Here is a 19,059-nt window from a genome sequence, read left to right on the forward strand (position 1 = left end):
TAATCGGGCGCACGACACGCGGTTGTCGCCCAGTTGGCGTGTATGTTCCGGGGCCGAGAGGCCTTGGAAGGGACCGATCCGGTGAACAAGAAGCTTGCGGCCGCACTGTCCAGCGGTGCGGTACTGGTACTCACACTGTCGGGCTGCGGCGACGACAGCGAGGAAAAAGTGAACGCCTGGGCCAAGGAGGTCTGCGACCAGGCCCAGCCGCAGATCAAGAAGAGGGCCGACGCCCAGCAGGCCATCATCTCCACGGCCGCGGACGGCAAGCCCGCCGACATCCAGGCGGCCGACTCCAAGGCGTTCGCGGACATCGCAGCGGCGGACAAGGCGCTCGCCAAGGGCATCAGCGACGCCGGAGCGCCCCCGGTCGAGAACGGCGCGAAGCTCCAGCAGGACGCGGTGAAGGAACTCGAGGCCACCGCGAGCGCCTACCTCGACCTGAAGAAGAACGTCGACGAACTCGACCCCAAGAACCAGCAGAAGTTCGCCGACGGCCTGCAGACCGTCGCGGACGGGCTGAAGAAGATCGAGCGGATGGACCAGGCGGCGCTCGAAAAGCTCCAGGCGGGCGAATTGGGCAAGGCCATGGTGAAGCAGCCCGGCTGCCAGCGGGCCAAGACGTCCAGCCCCGCGAGCGGCGCGTCCGCGTCGCCCGACAGCGCGTAGACCGCGGCCTCGGAAGAAGCCGAGTGGGCCGGGCCGTGCGGCGGTTGTCAGTGGGGGCGGCCACAATGGGCGGGTGAGTACGACCCGCCTTCCCGTGCCCGACCGCTCGCCCCGGCTCCGCGAAGCCCTTCTCGCCGCCGCGTTCACCGCGGACGGGCTGCTCGACCTGCTCGGCGCGCCCGCCTATGCGGCGCTCGCCCGCAGCGAGACCGTGCCTGCCCTGCGCGCCACCCGGGGGAGCGGCGCCCTGGAGACCCTCGTCCGGCTGTTCCTGCTCCAGTGCGCCGTACCGCAGGACCGGGCGCGAGCCGCGCTGCCCCTCGAGGAGTGCCTCGCCGACGGTTGGGTGGTGCGCGACGGCGACGAGGTGCGGGCCGCGGTGGACGTCCGGCCGTACGGCGGGCCGGAAGGGCAGGACTGGTTCATCGTCTCTGACCTCGGCTGCGCGGTCGGCGGCGCGAGCGGCGCCGGCGGCCAGGGCGAGGGAGTGGTCCTCGGGGTCGGCGGGGCGTCCACCACGCTCGCCGGCATCACGGTGCGTGCGCCCGTCGCCTCGGCCCTGGACCTGGGCACCGGCTCCGGTATCCAGGCGCTGCACGCCGCGCAGCATGCGACGCGGGTGACGGCCACCGATCTGAACCCCCGCGCACTGCACTTCACCCGGCTCACGCTCGCCCTGTCCGGTGCGATGGAGGCCGATCTCCGGGAGGGTTCGCTGTTCGAGCCGGTCGGCTCGGACACGTACGACCTGATCGTGTCGAACCCGCCGTTCGTCATCTCCCCCGGCGCCCGGCTGACCTACCGGGACGGCGGGATGGGCGGCGACGACCTGTGCCGCACGCTCGTGTCGGAGGCCGGGGAGCGGCTCAACGACGGGGGGTACGCCCAGTTCCTCGCCAACTGGCAGCACGTGGAAGGGGAGGACTGGCAGGAACGGCTCCGCTCCTGGGTGCCGCGCGGCTGTGACGCCTGGATCGTGCAGCGCGAGGTCCAGGACGTCACGCAGTACGCCGAGCTCTGGCTGCGGGACAGCGGGGACCACCGCACCGATCCCGCGCAGTACGCGGCTCGGTACGACGCGTGGCTCGACGAGTTCGAGGCGCGGAAGACGAAGGCGGTCGGCTTCGGCTGGATCACCCTCAGGAAGTCCGGTTCCGAGCGGCCCTCGATCGTCACGGAGGAGTGGCCGCATCCGGTCGAGCAGCCGCTCGGCGACAGCGTGCGCGCCCATTTCGACCGGCAGGAGTATCTGCGGACGCGGGACGACGCGGCGCTGCTCGCGGACCACTTCGTGCTCGCCGACGAGGTCATGCAGGAGCAGGTCGGGCTGCCGGGCGCCGAGGATCCGGAGCATGTGGTGCTGCGCCAGAACCGCGGTATGCGGCGCGCCACCAAGGTCGACACGGTCGGCGCCGGTTTCGCCGGTGCGTGCGACGGCAGCCTGAGCGCCGGGCAGATCCTCGACGCCATCGCCCAGCTCCTCGGGGAGGACCCCGTCCAGTTGCGCGACCGCACGCCGCAGGCGCTGCGGCTGCTGGTCGACGAGGGCTTCCTGGAACCGGCCGCGCGCTGACGGCCCGCCGCGCGATCTTCACCCGGGGCGCCTGATCCCGGCGCCGCCGACGACCCCGCCGCGCCGGGTTTCCGGCCGCCGTGCGGTGACGGTGCCGTCCTGCGTCTCTGGCCGCTCGCCGAGCACGGCCGCGTTGGATCTTCGCCGGGCGAGGACCGGGCGGGACGGCCTCGCCTCGCCCGGTCGTCGCCCGGCTGGGCCGACGCCTGCCGCGTCGGCGGGCCCCAGTCCTCCTGGGGCTCTCCGTGTGCGCGGACCGCAGCCGAACCGGATCTTCGCCGGCCGGGCCGGGTGCCCATTCTCGGCTGCGGGTCGGCTGCCGGCCGCCGCGTCCGCCCGGCCCACCCGCCCCGTCCCCGCCCGCTCCGGGTGACGGTGCGGGCACCGGACGTCCCGGGCCCGGTGACGGACGCCCGCCCCGAACCTCCCGGGCCCGCTCACCGACGCCCGCCCCGTACTCCGGTGGCCCGAATCGACGGGTAAATCCGGCCAAGGTTCGTTTTGCGGCCGCGTTTGCTGTGACATCGCCCGCCACCGGGCGGGTGAACCCCCCGTGGCGTTCATCCGCAATTCGTGCCTACGACGCCCAGGGGTGCCAGCCTCGCCCTGCAAGGACCTCGGCACCAGGGAAGGACCGGGTACGGGCATGGAGAGCGGGCCAGCGATCTTCGCCGGGACGGCATTCGCGCTGTTCGGGGCCGCGCTGCTGCTGTGGACCGGGACGCGCCTCGCGCACCGCCGACCCGTCGCACACGGAGTGACCGCGGCCACGGCCGGCACCTTCGGCACGCTGTTCGGTGCGGCGTTCCTCACTCTCGCGGTGTGGTGCTTCAGCCGCCTCTGAGGGGGTGCCCGGGAGACGACGTGCCGGTCCGGGCGGCATGAACGGCTGGACTCGGGTTACCGTTCGAGTGGCCGTTGCGGGCTTTTGCCGTTTGACACGGGGGCGGGTTGTACCGTCACACTCCGCAGCGACAGCAGCGCCACAGCAGCGCAGCAAGGCATCACCACCGTGTGCCGCAGTGCTGTGAGCGCCCATCGAGCGTCGACCGGAGAGAAGAGCGAAGTTGTCCCCGACCAGCGAGACCGCACAGGGCGGCCGCCGACTCGTGATCGTCGAGTCGCCTGCCAAGGCGAAGACGATCAAGGGCTATCTCGGCCCCGGCTATGTCGTCGAGGCGAGCGTCGGGCACATCCGCGACCTCCCGAACGGCGCCGCCGAGGTGCCGGAGAAGTACACCGGTGAGGTGCGGCGCCTCGGCGTCGACGTCGAGCACGACTTCCAGCCGATCTATGTCGTCAATGCCGACAAGAAGGCCCAGGTCAGGAAGCTCAAGGAGCAGCTCGCCGAATCCGACGAGCTCTACCTCGCAACCGATGAGGACCGCGAGGGCGAGGCCATCGCGTGGCACCTCCTCGAGGTCCTCAAGCCCAAGGTCCCCGTCCACCGCATGGTCTTCCACGAGATCACCAAGGACGCCATCCGCGACGCCGTCGCCAACCCGCGCGAGCTCAACAAGCGCATGGTCGACGCCCAGGAGACCCGCCGCATCCTCGACCGTCTCTACGGCTACGAGGTCTCACCGGTCCTGTGGAAGAAGGTCATGCCCCGGCTGTCCGCCGGCCGTGTGCAGTCCGTGGCGACCCGTCTCGTCGTCGAGCGTGAGCGCGAGCGCATCGCGTTCCGCTCCGCCGAGTACTGGGACCTGACCGGCACCTTCTCGACCGGCCGCGCCGGTGACCTGTCCGACCCGTCCACGCTCACCGCCCGGCTGAACACCGTCGACGGACGGCGTGTCGCACAGGGCCGCGACTTCGGCTCGGACGGCCGCCTCAAGTCCGACCAGGTGCTCCACCTCGACGAGGCGAACGCCCGGGCGCTGGCCGCCGCGCTGGAGAACGCCTCGTTCGCCGTCCGCTCGGTCGAGTCCAAGCCGTACCGCCGCTCTCCGTACGCACCGTTCCGTACGACGACGCTGCAGCAGGAGGCCTCCCGGAAGCTGGGCTTCGGAGCCAAGGCCACCATGCAGGTCGCGCAGAAGCTGTACGAGAACGGCTTCATCACCTATATGCGTACGGACTCCACCACCCTCTCCGACACGGCCGTCTCCGCGGCCCGTGCGCAGGTCACGCAGCTCTACGGTGCCGACTACCTGCCGGAGAAGCCGCGGGTGTACGCCGGCAAGGTGAAGAACGCGCAGGAGGCGCACGAGGCGATCCGTCCCTCCGGCGACCGGTTCCGTACGCCCGCCGAGACCGGGCTGACCGGCGACCAGTTCAGGCTCTACGAGCTGATCTGGAAGCGGACCGTCGCTTCTCAGATGAAGGACGCGACCGGCAACTCGGTCACCGTGAAGATCGGCGGCCGGGCGTCCGACGGACGGGACGCCGAGTTCTCCGCGTCCGGCAAGACCATCACGTTCCACGGCTTCATGAAGGCCTACGTCGAGGGCGCCGACGACCCGAACGCGGAGCTCGACGACCGCGAGCGGCGTCTGCCGCAGGTCGCCGAGGGCGACGCCCTGTCCTCCGAGGAGATCTCGGTCGACGGTCACGCCACCAAGCCGCCGGCCCGCTACACCGAGGCCTCCCTGGTCAAGGAGCTGGAAGAGCGCGAGATCGGCCGCCCGTCGACCTACGCCTCGATCATCGGCACGATCCTCGACCGGGGCTACGTCTTCAAGAAGGGGACGGCCCTCGTCCCCTCGTTCCTCTCCTTCGCCGTGGTCAACCTGCTGGAGAAGCACTTCGGCCGGCTCGTCGACTACGGCTTCACCGCGCGGATGGAGGACGACCTCGACCGCATCGCGCGGGGCGAGGCGCAGGCCGTGCCGTGGCTGAGGCGCTTCTACTTCGGCAAGGGCGACGCGACCGGCGCCGCCTCCGAGGCGGGCAACGGCGACGGCGACCACCTCGGCGGCCTCAAGGAACTGGTCACCGACCTCGGCGCGATCGACGCCAAGGAGATCTCCAGCTTCCCCGTCGGCAACGACATCAAGCTGCGCGTCGGCCGCTACGGACCGTACGTCGAGCGCGGTGAGAAGGACGCCGAGGGCCACCAGCGCGCCGACGTCCCGGACGACCTCGCGCCCGACGAGCTCACCGTGGAGTACGCGGAGGAACTGCTCGCCAAACCGAGCGGCGACTTCGAGCTGGGCACCGACCCGGTCAGCGGACATCAGATCGTCGCCAAGGACGGGCGCTACGGCCCGTACGTCACGGAGATCCTGCCCGAGGGCACGCCGAAGACGGGCAAGAACGCGGTCAAGCCGCGGACGGCCTCCCTCTTCAAGAACATGTCCCTGGACACAGTCACCCTCGACGACGCGCTGAAGCTGATGTCCCTGCCGCGCGTGGTCGGCACCGACGCCGAGGGCGTCGAGATCACCGCGCAGAACGGGCGCTACGGCCCCTACCTGAAGAAGGGCACCGACTCCCGTTCCCTGGAGCGCGAGGAGCAGCTGTTCTCCATCACGCTGGACGAGGCGCTGGCGATCTACGCGCAGCCCAAGCAGCGTGGCCGGGCCGCCGCCAAGCCGCCGCTGAAGGAACTGGGCACCGACCCGGTGAGCGAGCGTCCGGTGGTCGTCAAGGACGGCCGCTTCGGCCCGTACGTCACGGACGGCGAGACGAACGCCACGCTGCGGACCGACGACAGCGTCGAGGACATCACGCCCGAGCGCGGCTACGAGCTGCTCGCCGAGAAGCGTGCCAAGGGGCCCGTCAAGAAGAAGACGGCGGCCAAGAAGGCGCCGGCGAAGAAGGCCCCGGCCAAGAAGACGGCAGCCAAGAAGACGGCGGCGAAGACGACCGCCGCCAAGACGACGGCCGCGAAGAAGACGACGGCCAAGAAGACGACCGCGAAGACCGCGGCCAGGAAGACGGCCGCGTCGTCCGAGGAGTAGACCTCCGCGCGACCGCATACCGGCGTTTTGTGGCAGGGGAACTTCACACCCTTGCCACAAAGCGCCTGTATGTTCGGACACCCCTCCGGGGAGTGTGCGGCTCCGGATAGGCTGGCCGAATGACGCGAGCCGAGCAGCCAGCCGATCAGCAGGCGGTCATGAACACCGCTTCAGAGACTGCCGCACACGCATCGGATTCCGACACACTCGCCACGGACTCACGAGAACGGGCCGTGCGCTCCCTGCTGCGCCACCCCCCATTGAGGCGGCTGTGGAACGCGCAGGTGGTCAACGGCGTCGCGGACGCTCTCGCCGTTCTCGTCCTCCTGCTGCTGTCGCTGCAGGCGGCGGTTGCGTCCGGCGCGTTCGGGAGCGGGTACCGCGGGGCCGCCTTCGCGGTCGCCGCCGTGCTGGGCGCCCGCGTGCTGTCCACGCTGCTCTTCGGAGCCGTACTCCTCGGTCCCATGACCTCGCTGACGGCGCCCAGCGGCCTGTTCGACCGGCGCTGGACCATGATCGGGGCCGACGGGCTGCGACTGGGGATGCTGGTGGTCGCACCGCTGTGGATCGACTGGATGCCGGGCAAGGCGCTGGCGATGCTGCTCGTCACGGTCTTCCTCACCGGAGTCGCGGAGCGCTTCTGGACCGTGGCCCGTGAAGGCGCCGCGCCGTCGCTGCTGCCCGCGCCGCCGCCGGAGGGCGCGGCGGTCCGGCCGCTGCCCGACCACCTCGACGCGCTGCGCAGGCTGTGGCTGCGCACCGGCTTCGGGGTCATCCCCGTCGCCGCCGCGGCGCTGCTGGCCGCCACCCTGATCGGCAATCTGCTGGGCACCGGCATCGACTGGTTCACCGCCCACCAGGCCGCCCTCGGGTCCTACGTCGCGGCCGGCCTCTTCGCGGCGTCCGTGTCGATCCTGTACTTCCTCGAGCTGCCCGGCTCCCAGACGCCCCGGCCGCGTTCGCCGCTCGAGGGCCTGCGCAGGCCGTCCGCCGGCGACGGCGTGGACAAGGGCCGCACCGGCGGCATACCGCTGTTCGTCGTCGCCTGCGCCGCGGTCACCGGAGCCATCGCCTCCGCTGCCGCCGTCGGCGTGCTGCACGCCGTCGACCTCGGCGGCGGACCCGTGACGTTCGCGCTGCTGATCCTCGCGCTGATCGGCGGCACCGCCGCCGGTATCCGGGGAGCGGGCTCCGTACTGCCCTCACTGTCCCGCCGCAGGCTGCTGCCGCTCGCGGTCGCCGTGACCGGCGTCGCGCTGCTCGCGCTGGGACTCGTGCCGGACACGGCGACCGGGCTGTTCCTCGCCACGGTCGCCGGCGTCTCCGCGGGCGTCGCCGCGAACACCGGGCACATCCTCATCGACCAGGAGACCGAGGAGTTCCGGCGGCACCGGCTCACCTCGCACCTGCAGGCGGTGGTCCGCGTCGTCATCGCGCTCGCCGCGCTCGCCGCACCGCTGCTCGCCGCCGCGATCGGCCCCCACCGGCTGGCGAGCGGCGACTTCGTCTTCGCGCACGGCGGGGCGGCGTTCACGCTCATGCTCGTCGGGGCGCTGCTGCTGCCCGTCGCGGCGATCGTGCTCGCCAAGACCGACGACCGTTCCGGTGTGCCGCTGCGCCGCGACCTCGGCGACGCCCTGCGCGGCGGGGCGGACCCGGCGCAGGCGCCCGTGGCAGGCGGCTTCTTCATCGCCATCGAGGGCGGCGACGGGGCCGGCAAGTCCACCCAGGTCGAGGCCCTCGCCGAGTGGATCCGCGCCAAGGGCCACGAAGTGGTCGTCACCCGCGAGCCCGGCGCGACCCCGGTCGGCAAGCGGCTGCGCTCCATCCTGCTCGACGTGTCGAGCGCCGGACTGTCGAACCGGGCCGAGGCACTGCTGTACGCGGCCGACCGCGCGGAGCACGTCGACTCGGTGATCCGCCCGGCTCTGGAGCGCGGCGCGGTCGTCATCTCCGACCGGTACATCGACTCGTCCGTGGCCTACCAGGGCGCGGGCCGCGACCTGTCGCCGACCGAGATCGCCCGGATCTCGCGCTGGGCGACGGACGGCCTCGTACCGAACCTGACCGTGCTGCTCGACGTCTCCCCGGAGGCCGCGAGGGAACGCTTCACCGAGGCGCCGGACCGTCTCGAGTCGGAGCCGGCCGAGTTCCACCAGCGGGTGCGCTCCGGCTTCCTGACGCTGGCCGCGGCCGACCCCGGCCGCTATCTGGTCGTGGACGCGGGCCAGGAGCCCGAGTCGGTCACCACCGTCGTACGGCACCGGCTCGACCAGCTGCTGCCGCTGTCCGAGGCCGAGATCAAGGCCCGGGAAGAGGCGCGAAGGGCGGCCGAGGAGGCAGCCCGCCGCAAGGCAGAGGAAGAGGCCGCCCGCAAGGCCGAGGAGGAGCGCCTCGAACGCGAGCGGCAGGAGCAGCTCGCCAGGCTCCGCGCCGAGGAGGAGGAGCGCAAGCGCCGCGAGCTGGAGGAGGCGCGGCAGCGGGAGGCCGAGCGCCAGGCCGAGGAAGCCCGGCAGCGGGCGGAAGAGGCCCGGCGCCGTGCCGACGAGGAGATGCGGCGCCGCGAGGCCGAGGAGAAGGCCCGCCAGGCGGAGCAGGAAAGGCTGCGCAGGCAGGCCGAGGAAGAGGCCCGGCTGCGCAAGGAGGCCGAGGAGCGCCGCCTGGAGAAGCAGCGCAAGGCGGAGGAGGCGCTGCTGCGCGCCGAGGAGGCCCGCCGGGCGGCGGAGGCCGCCGCGGCCTCGGTCGCCGCCGCGTCGTCCGCCGAGACCACGGTGGCGACTCCGGTCGTCAGGCCGGACGAGGTCACGCAGGAGGTCCCGGTCCCGGGCGGGGCGCACGACGAGACGAGCGTGCTGCCGCAGGTCCCGGACGAGGCCGAGACGGCCATGCTCCCGCAGGTGCAGGACGAGGCCGAGACGGCGATGCTTCCGCAGGTGCGCGAGGAGCGTGCGGCGGACGAGACGGCGGTTCTGCCGCCGGTGCGGGACGCGGGGCCGTCCGGTCCGGCCGACCGCGTGCCGCCGGGCATCTTCCGTGACGAGCGCGAGCAGCAGCGCGGCGAGAACGGGAACGAGCGCACCACGGAACTCCCGCAGGTCGATCCCTCGGCGGAGCGCTCGCGCCGCCGCTCCGACTGGGCGGAGGAGACCCCGCTCGACGACCTGCCGACGCTCGCGGACGAACTCCTCGGTCCGCGTGAGGACGACGAGGACGACGGCGGCCGCGGGCGCCGGGGCCGGCGCGGCTGAGGAACGCTCCGGGCGACCGGACGCGACAGAAGAGGACCGGGTCCCATGGGGGCCCGGTCCTCTTCCGTGCGGGGCCTGTGCCGCCGGGGCCTGTGGATTCCGCCGCGGCACGGGCGCGCGTCACGGCGCACCGGCACCGGCGACCGGACGGCCGTCAGGGCGGGCCGGCGGAAGGTGCGGCGGCAGACGGAAGAAGATCAGGCATTCGTCGCGGCTGTCCGGTGGCAGCCGCGCAGCCGGCGGCGGAAACGACGTGGACGGGACTGTCGGTGCTCTCCCCCACAATGGGAGACCCCAGCAGGAAAGGCGGTGACGGCACATGGCCGTGTGGGACGACGTGGTCGGCCAGGAGCGTGTCCAGGAGCAGCTCTCCGCCGCCGCGCGCGACGCGGACGCGCAGATCACCGCCCAGTCGGCCGGCGAACCGGTGCCCGCCGCGTCCAAGATGACGCATGCGTGGCTGTTCACCGGCCCACCCGGCTCGGGACGTTCCACCGCCGCCCGTGCGTTCGCCGCCGCGCTGCAGTGCACCAGCCCCGACCGTGCCCTCGGCGCCGCACCGGGCTGCGGCTTCTGCGACGGGTGCCACACCGCCCTCGTCGGGACGCACGCCGACGTCGACGTGATCCGCACCGACCTGCTCTCCATCGGCGTCGGCCAGACCCGTGAACTGGTCCGCCGCGCCCAGCTCTCGCCGGCGGTGGGCCGCTGGCAGGTGATCATCCTGGAGGACGCCGACCGCCTCACGGAGGGCGCGGGGAATGTGCTGCTGAAGGCGGTCGAGGAGCCCGCGCCCCGCACCGTCTGGCTCCTGTGCGCGCCGTCCATCGAGGACGTGCTGCCCACCATCCGCTCCCGCTGCCGTCACCTCACCCTGCGTACGCCACCGGCGGCCGCCGTGGCCGACGTGCTGATCAGGAGAGACGGCATCGAGCCGGACGTCGCGGTGGCCGTGGCCCGTGCCACCCAGGGCCACATCGGCCGGGCCCGCCGGCTCGCCACCGACGAGCGGGCCCGTGCCCGCCGTGCCGCGGTTCTCAAGCTGCCCCTGCGCGTGGAGGACATCGGTGGCTGTCTCAGAGGCGCCCAGGAGCTCATCGACGCGGCCGCGGAGGACGCCAAGCAGGTCGCGGAGGGCATCGACGTCAAGGAGACCGAGGACCTCAAGGCCGCGCTCGGCGCGCAGGCAGGCGGCCGGATGCCGCGCGGCACGGCCGGCGCGATGAAGGAGCTCGAGGACAGACAGAAGCGCCGCAAGACCCGCACCCAGCGCGACAGCCTCGACCTCGCGCTCACCGACCTCACCAGCTTCTACCGCGACGTGCTGGCGCTCCAGATGGGATCGCGCGTGGAGCTGGCCAACGGCGACGTACGGGACTCCCTCGACCGTGTCGCCCGGAGCTCCACACCGGAGGGCACTCTGCGGCGGATAGAGGCGGTGGTCGCCTGCCGTGAGGCCCTGGAGCGCAACGTGGCACCGCTGCTGGCCGTCGAGGCGATGGCGGTCTCGCTGCGGGACGGCTGACGGCACCGGCCTGCCCGGCGGGGCCGTGTACGGGCGCAGCGGCTGTGTGCGTACCTCACCGGGTCCGCCCGGCCGGTTCGTCCGCGCGAGCCGGGACCGGCATCGGCCGCCCGCTGCCATTACGCTCCGTTGAATGGACACCAGGCGCCTGTTCCGCACCTTCGCCCTTCCGCTGGCCACGGTCGGCCTCCTCGTCTCCGGCTGTACGGCGGGCGGCCCGTCGGCAGGGGAGCGTGACGCGCCAGGCGCGGCCGGCGGGGCGGCGCCGTCCCCGGCCCTCGAGCCGTACTACAGCCAGAAGCTGGACTGGCGGGAGTGCGGCGTGCCCGGTTTCGAGTGCGCCACGATGAAGGCTCCACTGGACTACGCGAAGCCGGAGGGCGACTCGATCAAGCTCGCCGTCTCCCGGATCAAGGCCACCGGGCCCGGCAAGCGGCTCGGCTCCCTGCTGGTGAATCCGGGCGGCCCCGGCGGCTCGGCCGTCGGATACCTCCAGGCGTACGCCGGCATCGGCTACCCGGCCCCGGTCCGCGCCCGCTACGACATGGTGGCCGTCGACCCGCGCGGTGTCGCCCGCAGCGAGCCCGTCGAGTGCCTGACCGGCCCCGAGATGGACACGTACACCCAGGTCGACCAGACGCCGGACGACACCGCGGAGGCCGGCAGGCTGGAGCAGGCGTACAAGGACTTCGCCGCGGGCTGCGAGGAGCTCTCCGGCGAGGTCCTCCCTCATGTCTCGACCACGGAGGCCGCCCGTGACATGGACGTCCTGCGCGCGGTCCTGGGCGACGAGAAGCTGAACTACGTGGGCGCCTCGTACGGCACCTTCCTCGGCGCGACCTACGCCGAACTGTTCCCGGACCGGACCGGCCGCCTGGTCCTCGACGGGGCGATGGACCCGGCGCTCCCGGCGCGCGAACTGAACCGCGACCAGACGGCCGGGTTCGAGACCGCCTTCAAAGCCTTCGCCGCCGACTGCGTGAAGAAGGCGGACTGCCCGCTGGGCAGGACGTCCGTCGCCGACGCGACCGACCGCCTCAAGGACTTCTTCGCGAAGCTCGACGCCACGCCCGTGCCGACCGGCGAGGACCGCCCGCTCGGCGAGTCGCTGGCCACCACCGGCGTGATCGCCGCCATGTACGACGACGGCGCGTGGCCCCAGCTGCGCTCCGCGCTCACGGCCGCGCAGGACGGCGACGGCGCACCGCTCCTGGCCATGGCCGACAGCTACTACGAGCGCGAGGCGGACGGCTCGTACGCCAACCTGATGTTCGCCAACGCGGCCGTGAACTGCCTCGACCTCCCGGCCGCCTTCGACGGCGCCGATGAGGTGCGGGCCGCGCTCCCCGAGTTCGAGAAGGCGTCCCCGGTCTTCGGCCGCGGCTTCGCCTGGGCCTCTCTGAACTGCGGCTTCTGGCCCACCGAGGCCACCGGCAAGGCCCACGCCATCGAGGCGAAGGGCGCGGCCCCGATCGTGGTCGTGGGCACCACACGCGACCCGGCCACCCCGTACAAGTGGGCCGAGAGCCTGGCCGGCCAGCTCTCGTCCGGCCGGCTCCTGACGTACGACGGCGACGGCCACACCGCCTACGGCCGGGGCAGCGACTGCATCGACACGGCGATCAACACCTACCTCCTGGAGGGCGAGGCCCCCAAGGACGGCAAGCGCTGCTGAGGCCCGCGCCGGGGTGACCGGGGGTGGTTCGGGGCACCCCCGGGAACCCTGTAGACTTGGCGCCGCTGCTGATGAGAGCGTGTCCCGCGAGGACGCGTACGTCCGCAGCTTGCCGCCTTAGCTCAGTTGGCCAGAGCAACGCACTCGTAATGCGTAGGTCTCGGGTTCGAATCCCGAAGGCGGCTCCATGGTGAACCCCAGGTCAGGCCTCTGACCTGGGGTTTCTTGCTTCGGATGGCCTTGGAATCTCGGCAAATCGGGCACCGTCCGTCTGTGCATCGTAATGCGTAGGTCGGAGGTTTGGTTTCTGTGACGAGATCGACGATCCAACGCTCTGACCTGGTCTTTTACCTGCCCGTAGGGGATGGAGCATGCTGGCGCAAAGGATCCCGGTGGACACCCGGTGGACAGCCGTGCGTGACACTCCATCAGGGGAATCTCGCTGACCCTGGGGCGAGGGTGAAATCCACCCGTAGCCGATGGGGCGACCGGCGTCGTCGAGACTGTCCGGTCCTGACAGATCTCACGTCCGGCTCGGGCCCTGGCGAAGATTGGCCGTGAGGACACTCCGTAGCTGATCTGAGGGCGCAGAAGGAGCGGGTGCGTCGGTGCGTGCGGGAGCGTCGGCCCATTTCAGCATCAGCACTATAGGTTCGGTGCTCTCGTTGTCCCTGGATCCCAGGTGCGCGGCCTGTCATCGAGCCGGGCGACGAGCGGCAAACGATATCAGTGCGGCATAAGGTGCGCGTAGCATTAATGGTCATGGATCTCGTGGCACGCGTACGCCGGGCGTTGGGCGAACAGGCTATCCACCCAACGGAGTTCGAACGCTGCGGAGCTCGGCGGTGATTCGCGGGGCTCCGCAGGTGCCGTCCGACTCGTGGTGCACGGCCCGTATTCGGGCTGCCAGGCGGGCGTCGGCCGCCTGACGAACGGCCCGGTCCGCGGCCGTCCGACGCCAGTAGTAGAAGCTCGAGCGGGCAACGTCGAGGATGCTGCAGAGCCGCTTCACGCCGTAACGGCGCTGGAGGTCGGCGACGAACTGGAAGCGGTTCACCAGCGCGTCTCCCCGGCGAAATACTTCGCCGCCTTCCGCAGGATCTCGCGTTCCTCCTCCAGCTCACGGACCTTCTTTCGCAGGGTGGCGTTCTCCGCCTCCAACGGCGTCGGCGGCTCAGCCGGCACCTCCGCCCGGCGTCCCCGGGGCCGACTCGCTCCGGCTGCCCGGACCCAGTTCCGCAAGGTCTCGGGGCTGATCCCCAGATCGGCGGCGACCGACCTGATCGTCGCCTCGGGCCGCGACTCGTACAGCGCGACCGCGTCCGCCTTGAACTCCGGCGGATAGTTCTTCATGACCACGAGATGTCCGTTCTCAGATCCTCAGGACCCAGTGTCTCGTGTGTCCAACATCAGGGGTCAAGGCCCAAGGCCGGGTAGTTACTGACTTCGGCTCGTCAGGGTGAATCTTTGCGAAGTCCCTGATGATGCTGCGTGGTTGGTTGTATCTCCTGGTGTGTGAGGTACGCGGATGGGGGCGGGCTGACGCCTGCGGGGCGGCGGCGCCGCGAGTCGGTACGCATGCAGGCAGCCGAGCTGTTCGAGCAGAAGATCAAGCCGTTGGAGGTGGCACGGCGCCTGCGGGTGAGCCGAAAGTCGGCCTACGAGTGGCAGCAGCTGTGGCGGGACGGCGGTCGTGAGGCTCTGGCCTCCCGTGGCCCGAGCGGGTCGCGATGCCGTCTGTCGCCGCGTTGCCTTCAGAAGCTGGCCGAGTATCTCGAGCAGGGGCCGGCCGCGCACGGCTGGGTGGAGGACCAGGTGTGGACCGCCGCGCGGGTGGCCACGCTGATCGGCAGGAAGTTCCACGTCTCCTACACACTCGAGTAAACACCCTCCCGGCGCGCTGGAAAGGACTGCACGTCGTCGCGATCGACGGCACTTACCTGGACGTCGCCGACGACGAAGCGGTCCGCGCCAAGCTGGGCAAGGGAGCCAACCAGTACACCACCGCCTCGGGATACCCGCAGGTCATGCTGGTGGCACTGGTCGCCTGCGGCACCCGCGCGGCCATCGACGCGGTCTTCGGACCACGCAAACCCGGCGAGTCCGTCCTGGGACGGCGCCTGGCACGCTCCCTGAACAGCGGAATGATCGTCCTGCTGGACCGGGGATTTGCCACCAACCCCTTCCTGACCACCGTCGCCGGCACCAAAGCGGCTTTCCTCGCCCGTCTCTCCTCGGTACGCAAACCGCCAGTCCTGGCTACCTACCCGGACGGCTCGTTCTTGTCCCGGGTCGGTGACATCGAGGTCCGTATCGTCACCTGCGAGATCACCATCGCCACCAGCGCCGGCCGCCGCACCGGCACCTACCGGCTGGCCACCACACTCCTGGACCACCACACGCACCCGGCATTCGACCTGGTCAGGCTGTATCACGAACGATGGGAAGTGGAATCGGCCTACTTCGAGATCAAGAAGGCCATGCTCGGCCAGCGCGTTCTGCGCTCACGCACCTGGCCGGGCATCGCCCAGGAGATCTACGCACTTCTGACTGCCTACCAGGTGATCAGGATCGCCATAGCCGACGCCGCCCAGGCATCCGGCACCGATCCCGACCGCTGCAGCTTCTCCACCGCCCTGCAAACCGCCCGCGACCAGGTCGTCCAGGCCCAAGGCGTGATCGCCGACACCGTTATCGATCTCGTTGGCACGATCGGGCATGCCGTCCTGGGCGCCCTCGTGCCCCAATGACGCCTCCGCTTCAGCCCTCGCGCGGTCAAGCGGCCCCTGTCCCGATACGCCTACAAGAGCCTCAAAGTGGACCGCCGCACCTACAAGGCCACTATCAGCATCGACATCTTGACGTCGGCTTCCGGCCCGTAACTTCACGGCCTTGCCCTTTAACTACCCGGCCTTGGGTCAAGGCCCCCTGCGGTCAGGGCCTCGGTGAGCTCGGGGATCTTGTTGCGGAGCTTACGCTTGGCCAGCTCCGCGAGGAGTTGCGGGTCGCGTTCCCCGACGATGAGGGCTTCGAGCATGGCCCGTCCAGCTGCGATGCAGACCATCCGCGGACGCCGCCAGTCGATCTACTCGGTCGCCTCCACGCCCAGCACCCTCCGTACAAGTGCCTCGAACTCGTGCTGCGCCGACTCCAGCCAGGACAGGTACGAGACGGCCACTCCGCTGTCGGAGCCCTTCGTGTCCTTCTTGAACTCGATCATCACTGGGCTTCCGTTCTTGTCCAACCCAAGGTGTCGATCCGCCCCCGGTGCCAGGGGCCGGTCGCATGCTCCGATGCCAGGAAGCGGATGCCGAGCATCTGCTCCAGGTCGGCCTCCCCGCGTCGCTGTAGCTCCACCTCCAGCACCACCGTTGAACCGGACAGCTCGTCGTACGGCCATCACGCCTCCGGCCGCCGAGAGGAGTGTCCTGGTCAAGGGGTAAGCCGGCCGCTACAGGGCGCGGGACCGTGGATCATCGCGGTGCGAAGACCGGCTTGCGGCGCTCCCGGACGGCGGCCATGGCCTCGGGGAAGTCAGGGCGTGTGAACGATTCCCGCATGAGGGAGACGGACTCGGCCACGGCGTCGGCCGCGGGCATGCGGAGGCCGTCCAGAATCTGGCGCTTGATGACGGCCATGGACGCCGGGGAGCAGGTCTCGGCGAGTTGGCGGGCGTACTCCTGGGCGGCCGCCAGCACCGTGTCGCGAGGCACGGTGTGCTGCACCAGGCCCATCCGCAGCGCCTCCTGCGCGCCCACGGCCCGGGAGGACAGCAGCAGGTCCGTCGCGTTGCCGACGCCCACCAGGCGTGGCAGCAGCCAGGCCGCGCCGTACTCGGCGATCAGGCCGAACCGGCTGAACACGGCCGAGACCTGCGCCTCGTCCGCCATGAACCGGACGTCGGCGTACAGGGCGTGCACGAGACCGAGGCCCGCCGCGCTGCCGTTGATCGCCGCGATCAGCGGGGTCCGCATCGTCAGCGGAAGATGCGCCGGGTGTCCGAGGAACGCGTCCGGATCTTCTTCCGGCGAGTCCTGCGGTTCGGAGAGTTGGGCCAGCAGGTCGGGGGTCGCTCCGGAGCAGAAGCTGCTGCGCGCGCCCGTGACGACGACGGCGCGAACCTCGTCGTCGGCGTCAGCCTCGGCCAAGGCGTCGTAGTAGGCGCCGAACATGGCCAGGTCCATGCCGTTGCGGCGCTCGGGACGGGCGAAGGTGACAGTTCGCACGGAGCCCTCGGTGTGTATCTCAATGCCCGTCGCGCTACTGGACATACCCTCTACCTCCATATGGCAGACTGCTGACTTTCCTTAGTGGCCTGCTTACCATGAAGCCCCTGATGATGAGTGGAGCATTGTTGTGCGACTACCGAGGCCGCTGGGCCTGTCCGGCCTGAGTACGTGGATACCCGAAGCACGTCAGACCGCCCGCGATGCCGTCGAACAAGGCCTGGTGGAGGCGGACACGGCCGAAGAACTCGGCTACGAGGCGCTGCCGGTGGCGGACAAGGCTCCTCCCGAGATGGCGGTCTTGGCGGGGCGCACGGCCCTGCGGAGCGCCGGGGTCGCGTCGGCCGGGCTGGGCATGGTGCTGCACGCCTGGATGTACTACCAGGGGCACGACCTCTGGTCGCCTCCGCACTACATAGCCGATCAACTCGGCGCCCGGCGGGCCGAGCCGCTGGGTATCCAGCAGGTGTGCAACGGCGGAGCGGCGGCCGTCGAGGTGGGCGCGGCCCGGTTGCTGGCCGACCCCGGTCTCGGCCACGTCCTGGTCACGACGGCCGACCGGTTCGCGGCACCGGGCTTCGACCGCTGGCGCGGAGACTACGGGATCGCCTACGGGGACGGCGCCACCGCGCTGCTGCTGCATCCGCTCGACGTGCGCTCTCCGGACCTGCTGCTGCACGCGGTCACCACCGTCGCCGCACCGCAGCTGGAGGGGATGCACCGAGGACGGGACGCGTTCGGCGCGATGCCGCGCTCCGTGAGTGACCGGGTGGACATGCGCCGTACGAAGAAGGCCTTCCTCGAACGCGAGGGCATGGAGGCGTTCACCCGGGCCAGCGCGGAGAGCCTGACGGCGGTCGTGGAGCGCTGCCTCGCCGCCGGCGGACTGGCGGCCGACAGTGCGCTGCTGCGCTGTGTCGTTCCGCCGCGGCTGGGCGCGAAGACCATCGACCTCGCCTATGCGCCGGCCCTGCGCAAGATGCTGCCGGCCGAGATCCGGACGGTGGGCGGGGATACGGGACACCTGGGCGCGGGGGATGCGGCGGCCAGCCTGACCGAGCTGTGGGCGGACCGCGTCCTGTCGCCGGGCGAGTACGCCCTGGTGGTGAGCGCGGGAGCCGGGTTCACCTGGTCGTGCCTGCTGGTGAGCGCGGTCTGACCGCAGGACGCCGAGACGCCCGGAACCGGGCGGCCCGGTGTGGAGCCACCCGGTTCACCGCGTCTCGTTCAGCGTCTTGATGGCCCGCTCCAGGTAGTTCTCGAACTGCTTGAACTCCTCCGGGGTGAACTCGGCCCGCAGCCCGTCCTCGACGCGCATGGCCTCCTTGTCCGCCTTCTTCAGCACGGCGCGTCCGGCCCTGGTCAGCTTGTTGACGATGACCTTCTGGTGGAGCGGAGAGGGCTCCCGCTCCATCAGGCCGTGCTTCTCCAGGTTGGCGAGGACCGTCGACATCGTCTGCGGCGTCACCATGCTCTCCCGGGCGAGCTGCGCGGCCGACATCCCGCTCGGGAAAAGCGAGAGCAGCAGCAGTACGGAGTACTGGGGCACGGTCAGGTCGAACTGGCGCATCGCCTGAGTCTTGCGCGCGATCAACGCCTGCTCGGCCCGCTTGATGGCGTTCCCGAGCCGGTTCCCGACCGCTGCCGTCACGGCCGCGCGGAGGTCCTGCGCCTGCTTCGTCGTTCTGGTTTCCGCCATATCAGTAGTCTCCCATGAATGAGCCTACGAATCTCTCTCGGGACGCGCCTGCCGCAGGGGCTGGGGAAGCGCACAGGTGAGCCGGGCGGTGCAGACCCTGCGTTCCCGCTCGTCGGAGATGACGATCTCGTACGTGGCGACTCCGCGCCCCACGTGCAGGGGGCGGCAGATGCCTGTCACGAGGCCGGAGCGCACTGCGTGGTGGTGGGTGCAGGAGAGTTCCTGGCCGACGATGATCCGGTCCGGTCCGGCGTGCACCCAAGCGGCGAGCGAACCGAGGGTCTCGGCGAGGACCGCGTTGGCGCCGCCGTGCATGATCCCGATCGGCTGCCGGTTCCCGCGCACCGGCATGGTGCCCACGACGAGGTCCGGTTCGCAGCGGAGGATCTCGATCCCCATGCGGGTCACGAGCTGTTCGTCCAGGTAGTTGGGAAGGACCGGCACCGGCCCCAGTCTCGCCGCCGACTGCGTCATTCGACTCTCCATGATCGTACGTGCCTGCACGAGTGTATGTGTTCTGTCTTATGGTAGCTATAGAA

At 70.9% G+C, this 19,059-nt stretch carries 13 protein-coding genes, 1 tRNA gene and 2 pseudogenes; 11 read left to right on the forward strand and 5 right to left on the reverse strand.

What is annotated here, in order from left to right:
- The first annotated feature begins 81 nt into the window (after nucleotides 1-81).
- The 8 genes from ACFYOP_RS19645 (at nucleotide 82) to ACFYOP_RS19680 (ending at nucleotide 12,783) form a co-directional block, all read left to right on the forward strand.
- Complete coding sequence (locus ACFYOP_RS19645) at nucleotides 82-669, forward strand: small secreted protein (protein ID WP_356894551.1); 588 nt, start codon at nucleotides 82-84, stop codon at nucleotides 667-669.
- Nucleotides 670-742: 73 nt separating this feature from the next.
- Nucleotides 743-2,242 carry a methyltransferase gene (locus ACFYOP_RS19650; RefSeq protein WP_356894553.1) on the forward strand — a complete coding sequence of 500 codons (1,500 nt, stop codon included), beginning with the start codon at nucleotides 743-745 and terminating at the stop codon, nucleotides 2,240-2,242.
- 646 nt (nucleotides 2,243-2,888) lie between these two features.
- Nucleotides 2,889-3,086, forward strand: coding sequence for a hypothetical protein (locus ACFYOP_RS19655; protein WP_356894555.1), 198 nt, complete (start codon nucleotides 2,889-2,891; stop codon nucleotides 3,084-3,086).
- Between the two features lie 223 nt (nucleotides 3,087-3,309).
- A complete protein-coding gene (gene topA / locus ACFYOP_RS19660; protein ID WP_356894557.1) occupies nucleotides 3,310-6,147 on the forward strand; it encodes a type I DNA topoisomerase in 2,838 nt (945 codons plus the stop codon).
- Nucleotides 6,148-6,266: 119 nt separating this feature from the next.
- A complete protein-coding gene (gene tmk / locus ACFYOP_RS19665) occupies nucleotides 6,267-9,395 on the forward strand; it encodes a dTMP kinase (protein WP_388452168.1) in 3,129 nt (1,042 codons plus the stop codon).
- 319 nt (nucleotides 9,396-9,714) lie between these two features.
- Entirely contained in the window at nucleotides 9,715-10,920 is a 1,206-nt protein-coding gene (locus ACFYOP_RS19670) for a DNA polymerase III subunit delta' (RefSeq protein WP_356894561.1), read from the forward strand.
- A 133-nt stretch (nucleotides 10,921-11,053) separates the two neighbouring features.
- Complete coding sequence (locus tag ACFYOP_RS19675; protein ID WP_356894563.1) at nucleotides 11,054-12,595, forward strand: alpha/beta hydrolase; 1,542 nt, start codon at nucleotides 11,054-11,056, stop codon at nucleotides 12,593-12,595.
- A 111-nt stretch (nucleotides 12,596-12,706) separates the two neighbouring features.
- Nucleotides 12,707-12,783: transfer RNA gene (locus tag ACFYOP_RS19680), tRNA-Thr, on the forward strand.
- Nucleotides 12,784-13,427: 644 nt separating this feature from the next.
- Here the strand turns inward: ACFYOP_RS19680 and ACFYOP_RS19685 are convergent.
- A pseudogene (locus ACFYOP_RS19685) lies at nucleotides 13,428-13,954 on the reverse strand (transposase); the annotation flags it as partial.
- Nucleotides 13,955-14,134: 180 nt separating this feature from the next.
- Between ACFYOP_RS19685 and ACFYOP_RS19690 the strand changes: the two are divergent.
- Together ACFYOP_RS19690 and ACFYOP_RS19695 are read left to right on the forward strand one after the other, a co-directional pair.
- Nucleotides 14,135-14,473, forward strand: a pseudogene (locus ACFYOP_RS19690) (transposase); the annotation flags it as partial.
- The gene (locus ACFYOP_RS19695) at nucleotides 14,413-15,345 is read left to right on the forward strand and encodes an IS4 family transposase (protein ID WP_356894564.1); all 933 of its coding nucleotides are present in this window, start codon (nucleotides 14,413-14,415) and stop codon (nucleotides 15,343-15,345) included. The pseudogene ACFYOP_RS19690 and the gene ACFYOP_RS19695, both read left to right, overlap by 61 nt.
- A 335-nt stretch (nucleotides 15,346-15,680) precedes the next feature.
- On the opposite strand, the gene ACFYOP_RS19700 is transcribed toward ACFYOP_RS19695, so the two are convergent.
- Complete coding sequence (locus ACFYOP_RS19700) at nucleotides 15,681-15,815, reverse strand: hypothetical protein (RefSeq protein ID WP_356894566.1); 135 nt, start codon at nucleotides 15,813-15,815, stop codon at nucleotides 15,681-15,683.
- A gap of 253 nt (nucleotides 15,816-16,068) precedes the next feature.
- On the reverse strand, nucleotides 16,069-16,821 hold the full coding sequence (locus ACFYOP_RS19705; RefSeq protein WP_356894568.1) for an enoyl-CoA hydratase-related protein: 753 nt from the start codon (nucleotides 16,819-16,821) through the stop codon (nucleotides 16,069-16,071).
- Nucleotides 16,822-17,044: 223 nt separating this feature from the next.
- Between ACFYOP_RS19705 and ACFYOP_RS19710 the strand changes: the two genes are divergently transcribed.
- Nucleotides 17,045-17,980 (forward strand): 3-oxoacyl-[acyl-carrier-protein] synthase III C-terminal domain-containing protein, encoded by a 936-nt coding sequence (locus ACFYOP_RS19710; protein ID WP_356894570.1) that lies wholly within the window; start codon nucleotides 17,045-17,047, stop codon nucleotides 17,978-17,980.
- A gap of 54 nt (nucleotides 17,981-18,034) precedes the next feature.
- On the opposite strand, the gene ACFYOP_RS19715 is transcribed toward ACFYOP_RS19710, so the two are convergent.
- Nucleotides 18,035-18,520, reverse strand: a complete 486-nt coding sequence (locus ACFYOP_RS19715) for a MarR family transcriptional regulator (RefSeq protein WP_356894572.1) — start codon at nucleotides 18,518-18,520, stop codon at nucleotides 18,035-18,037.
- A 24-nt stretch (nucleotides 18,521-18,544) separates the two neighbouring features.
- Nucleotides 18,545-18,994, reverse strand: a complete 450-nt coding sequence (locus ACFYOP_RS19720; protein WP_356894574.1) for a hotdog fold thioesterase — start codon at nucleotides 18,992-18,994, stop codon at nucleotides 18,545-18,547.
- Nucleotides 18,995-19,059: the final 65 nt, after the last annotated feature.

It is taken from the genome of Streptomyces sp. NPDC006294, from assembly GCF_042870895.1.
GTDB lineage: Bacteria > Actinomycetota > Actinomycetes > Streptomycetales > Streptomycetaceae > Streptomyces.

Coding starts and splice junctions, on each gene's coding strand:
- ACFYOP_RS19655 (WP_356894555.1), top strand. CDS start 2,889: ATGGAGAGCGGGCCAGCGATCTTCGCCGGGACGGCATTCGCGCTGTTC.
- tmk (WP_388452168.1), top strand. CDS start 6,267: ATGACGCGAGCCGAGCAGCCAGCCGATCAGCAGGCGGTCATGAACACC.
- ACFYOP_RS19670 (WP_356894561.1), top strand. CDS start 9,715: ATGGCCGTGTGGGACGACGTGGTCGGCCAGGAGCGTGTCCAGGAGCAG.
- ACFYOP_RS19675 (WP_356894563.1), top strand. CDS start 11,054: ATGGACACCAGGCGCCTGTTCCGCACCTTCGCCCTTCCGCTGGCCACG.
- ACFYOP_RS19700 (WP_356894566.1), bottom strand. CDS start 15,815: ATGATCGAGTTCAAGAAGGACACGAAGGGCTCCGACAGCGGAGTGGCC.
- ACFYOP_RS19715 (WP_356894572.1), bottom strand. CDS start 18,520: ATGGCGGAAACCAGAACGACGAAGCAGGCGCAGGACCTCCGCGCGGCC.
- ACFYOP_RS19720 (WP_356894574.1), bottom strand. CDS start 18,994: ATGACGCAGTCGGCGGCGAGACTGGGGCCGGTGCCGGTCCTTCCCAAC.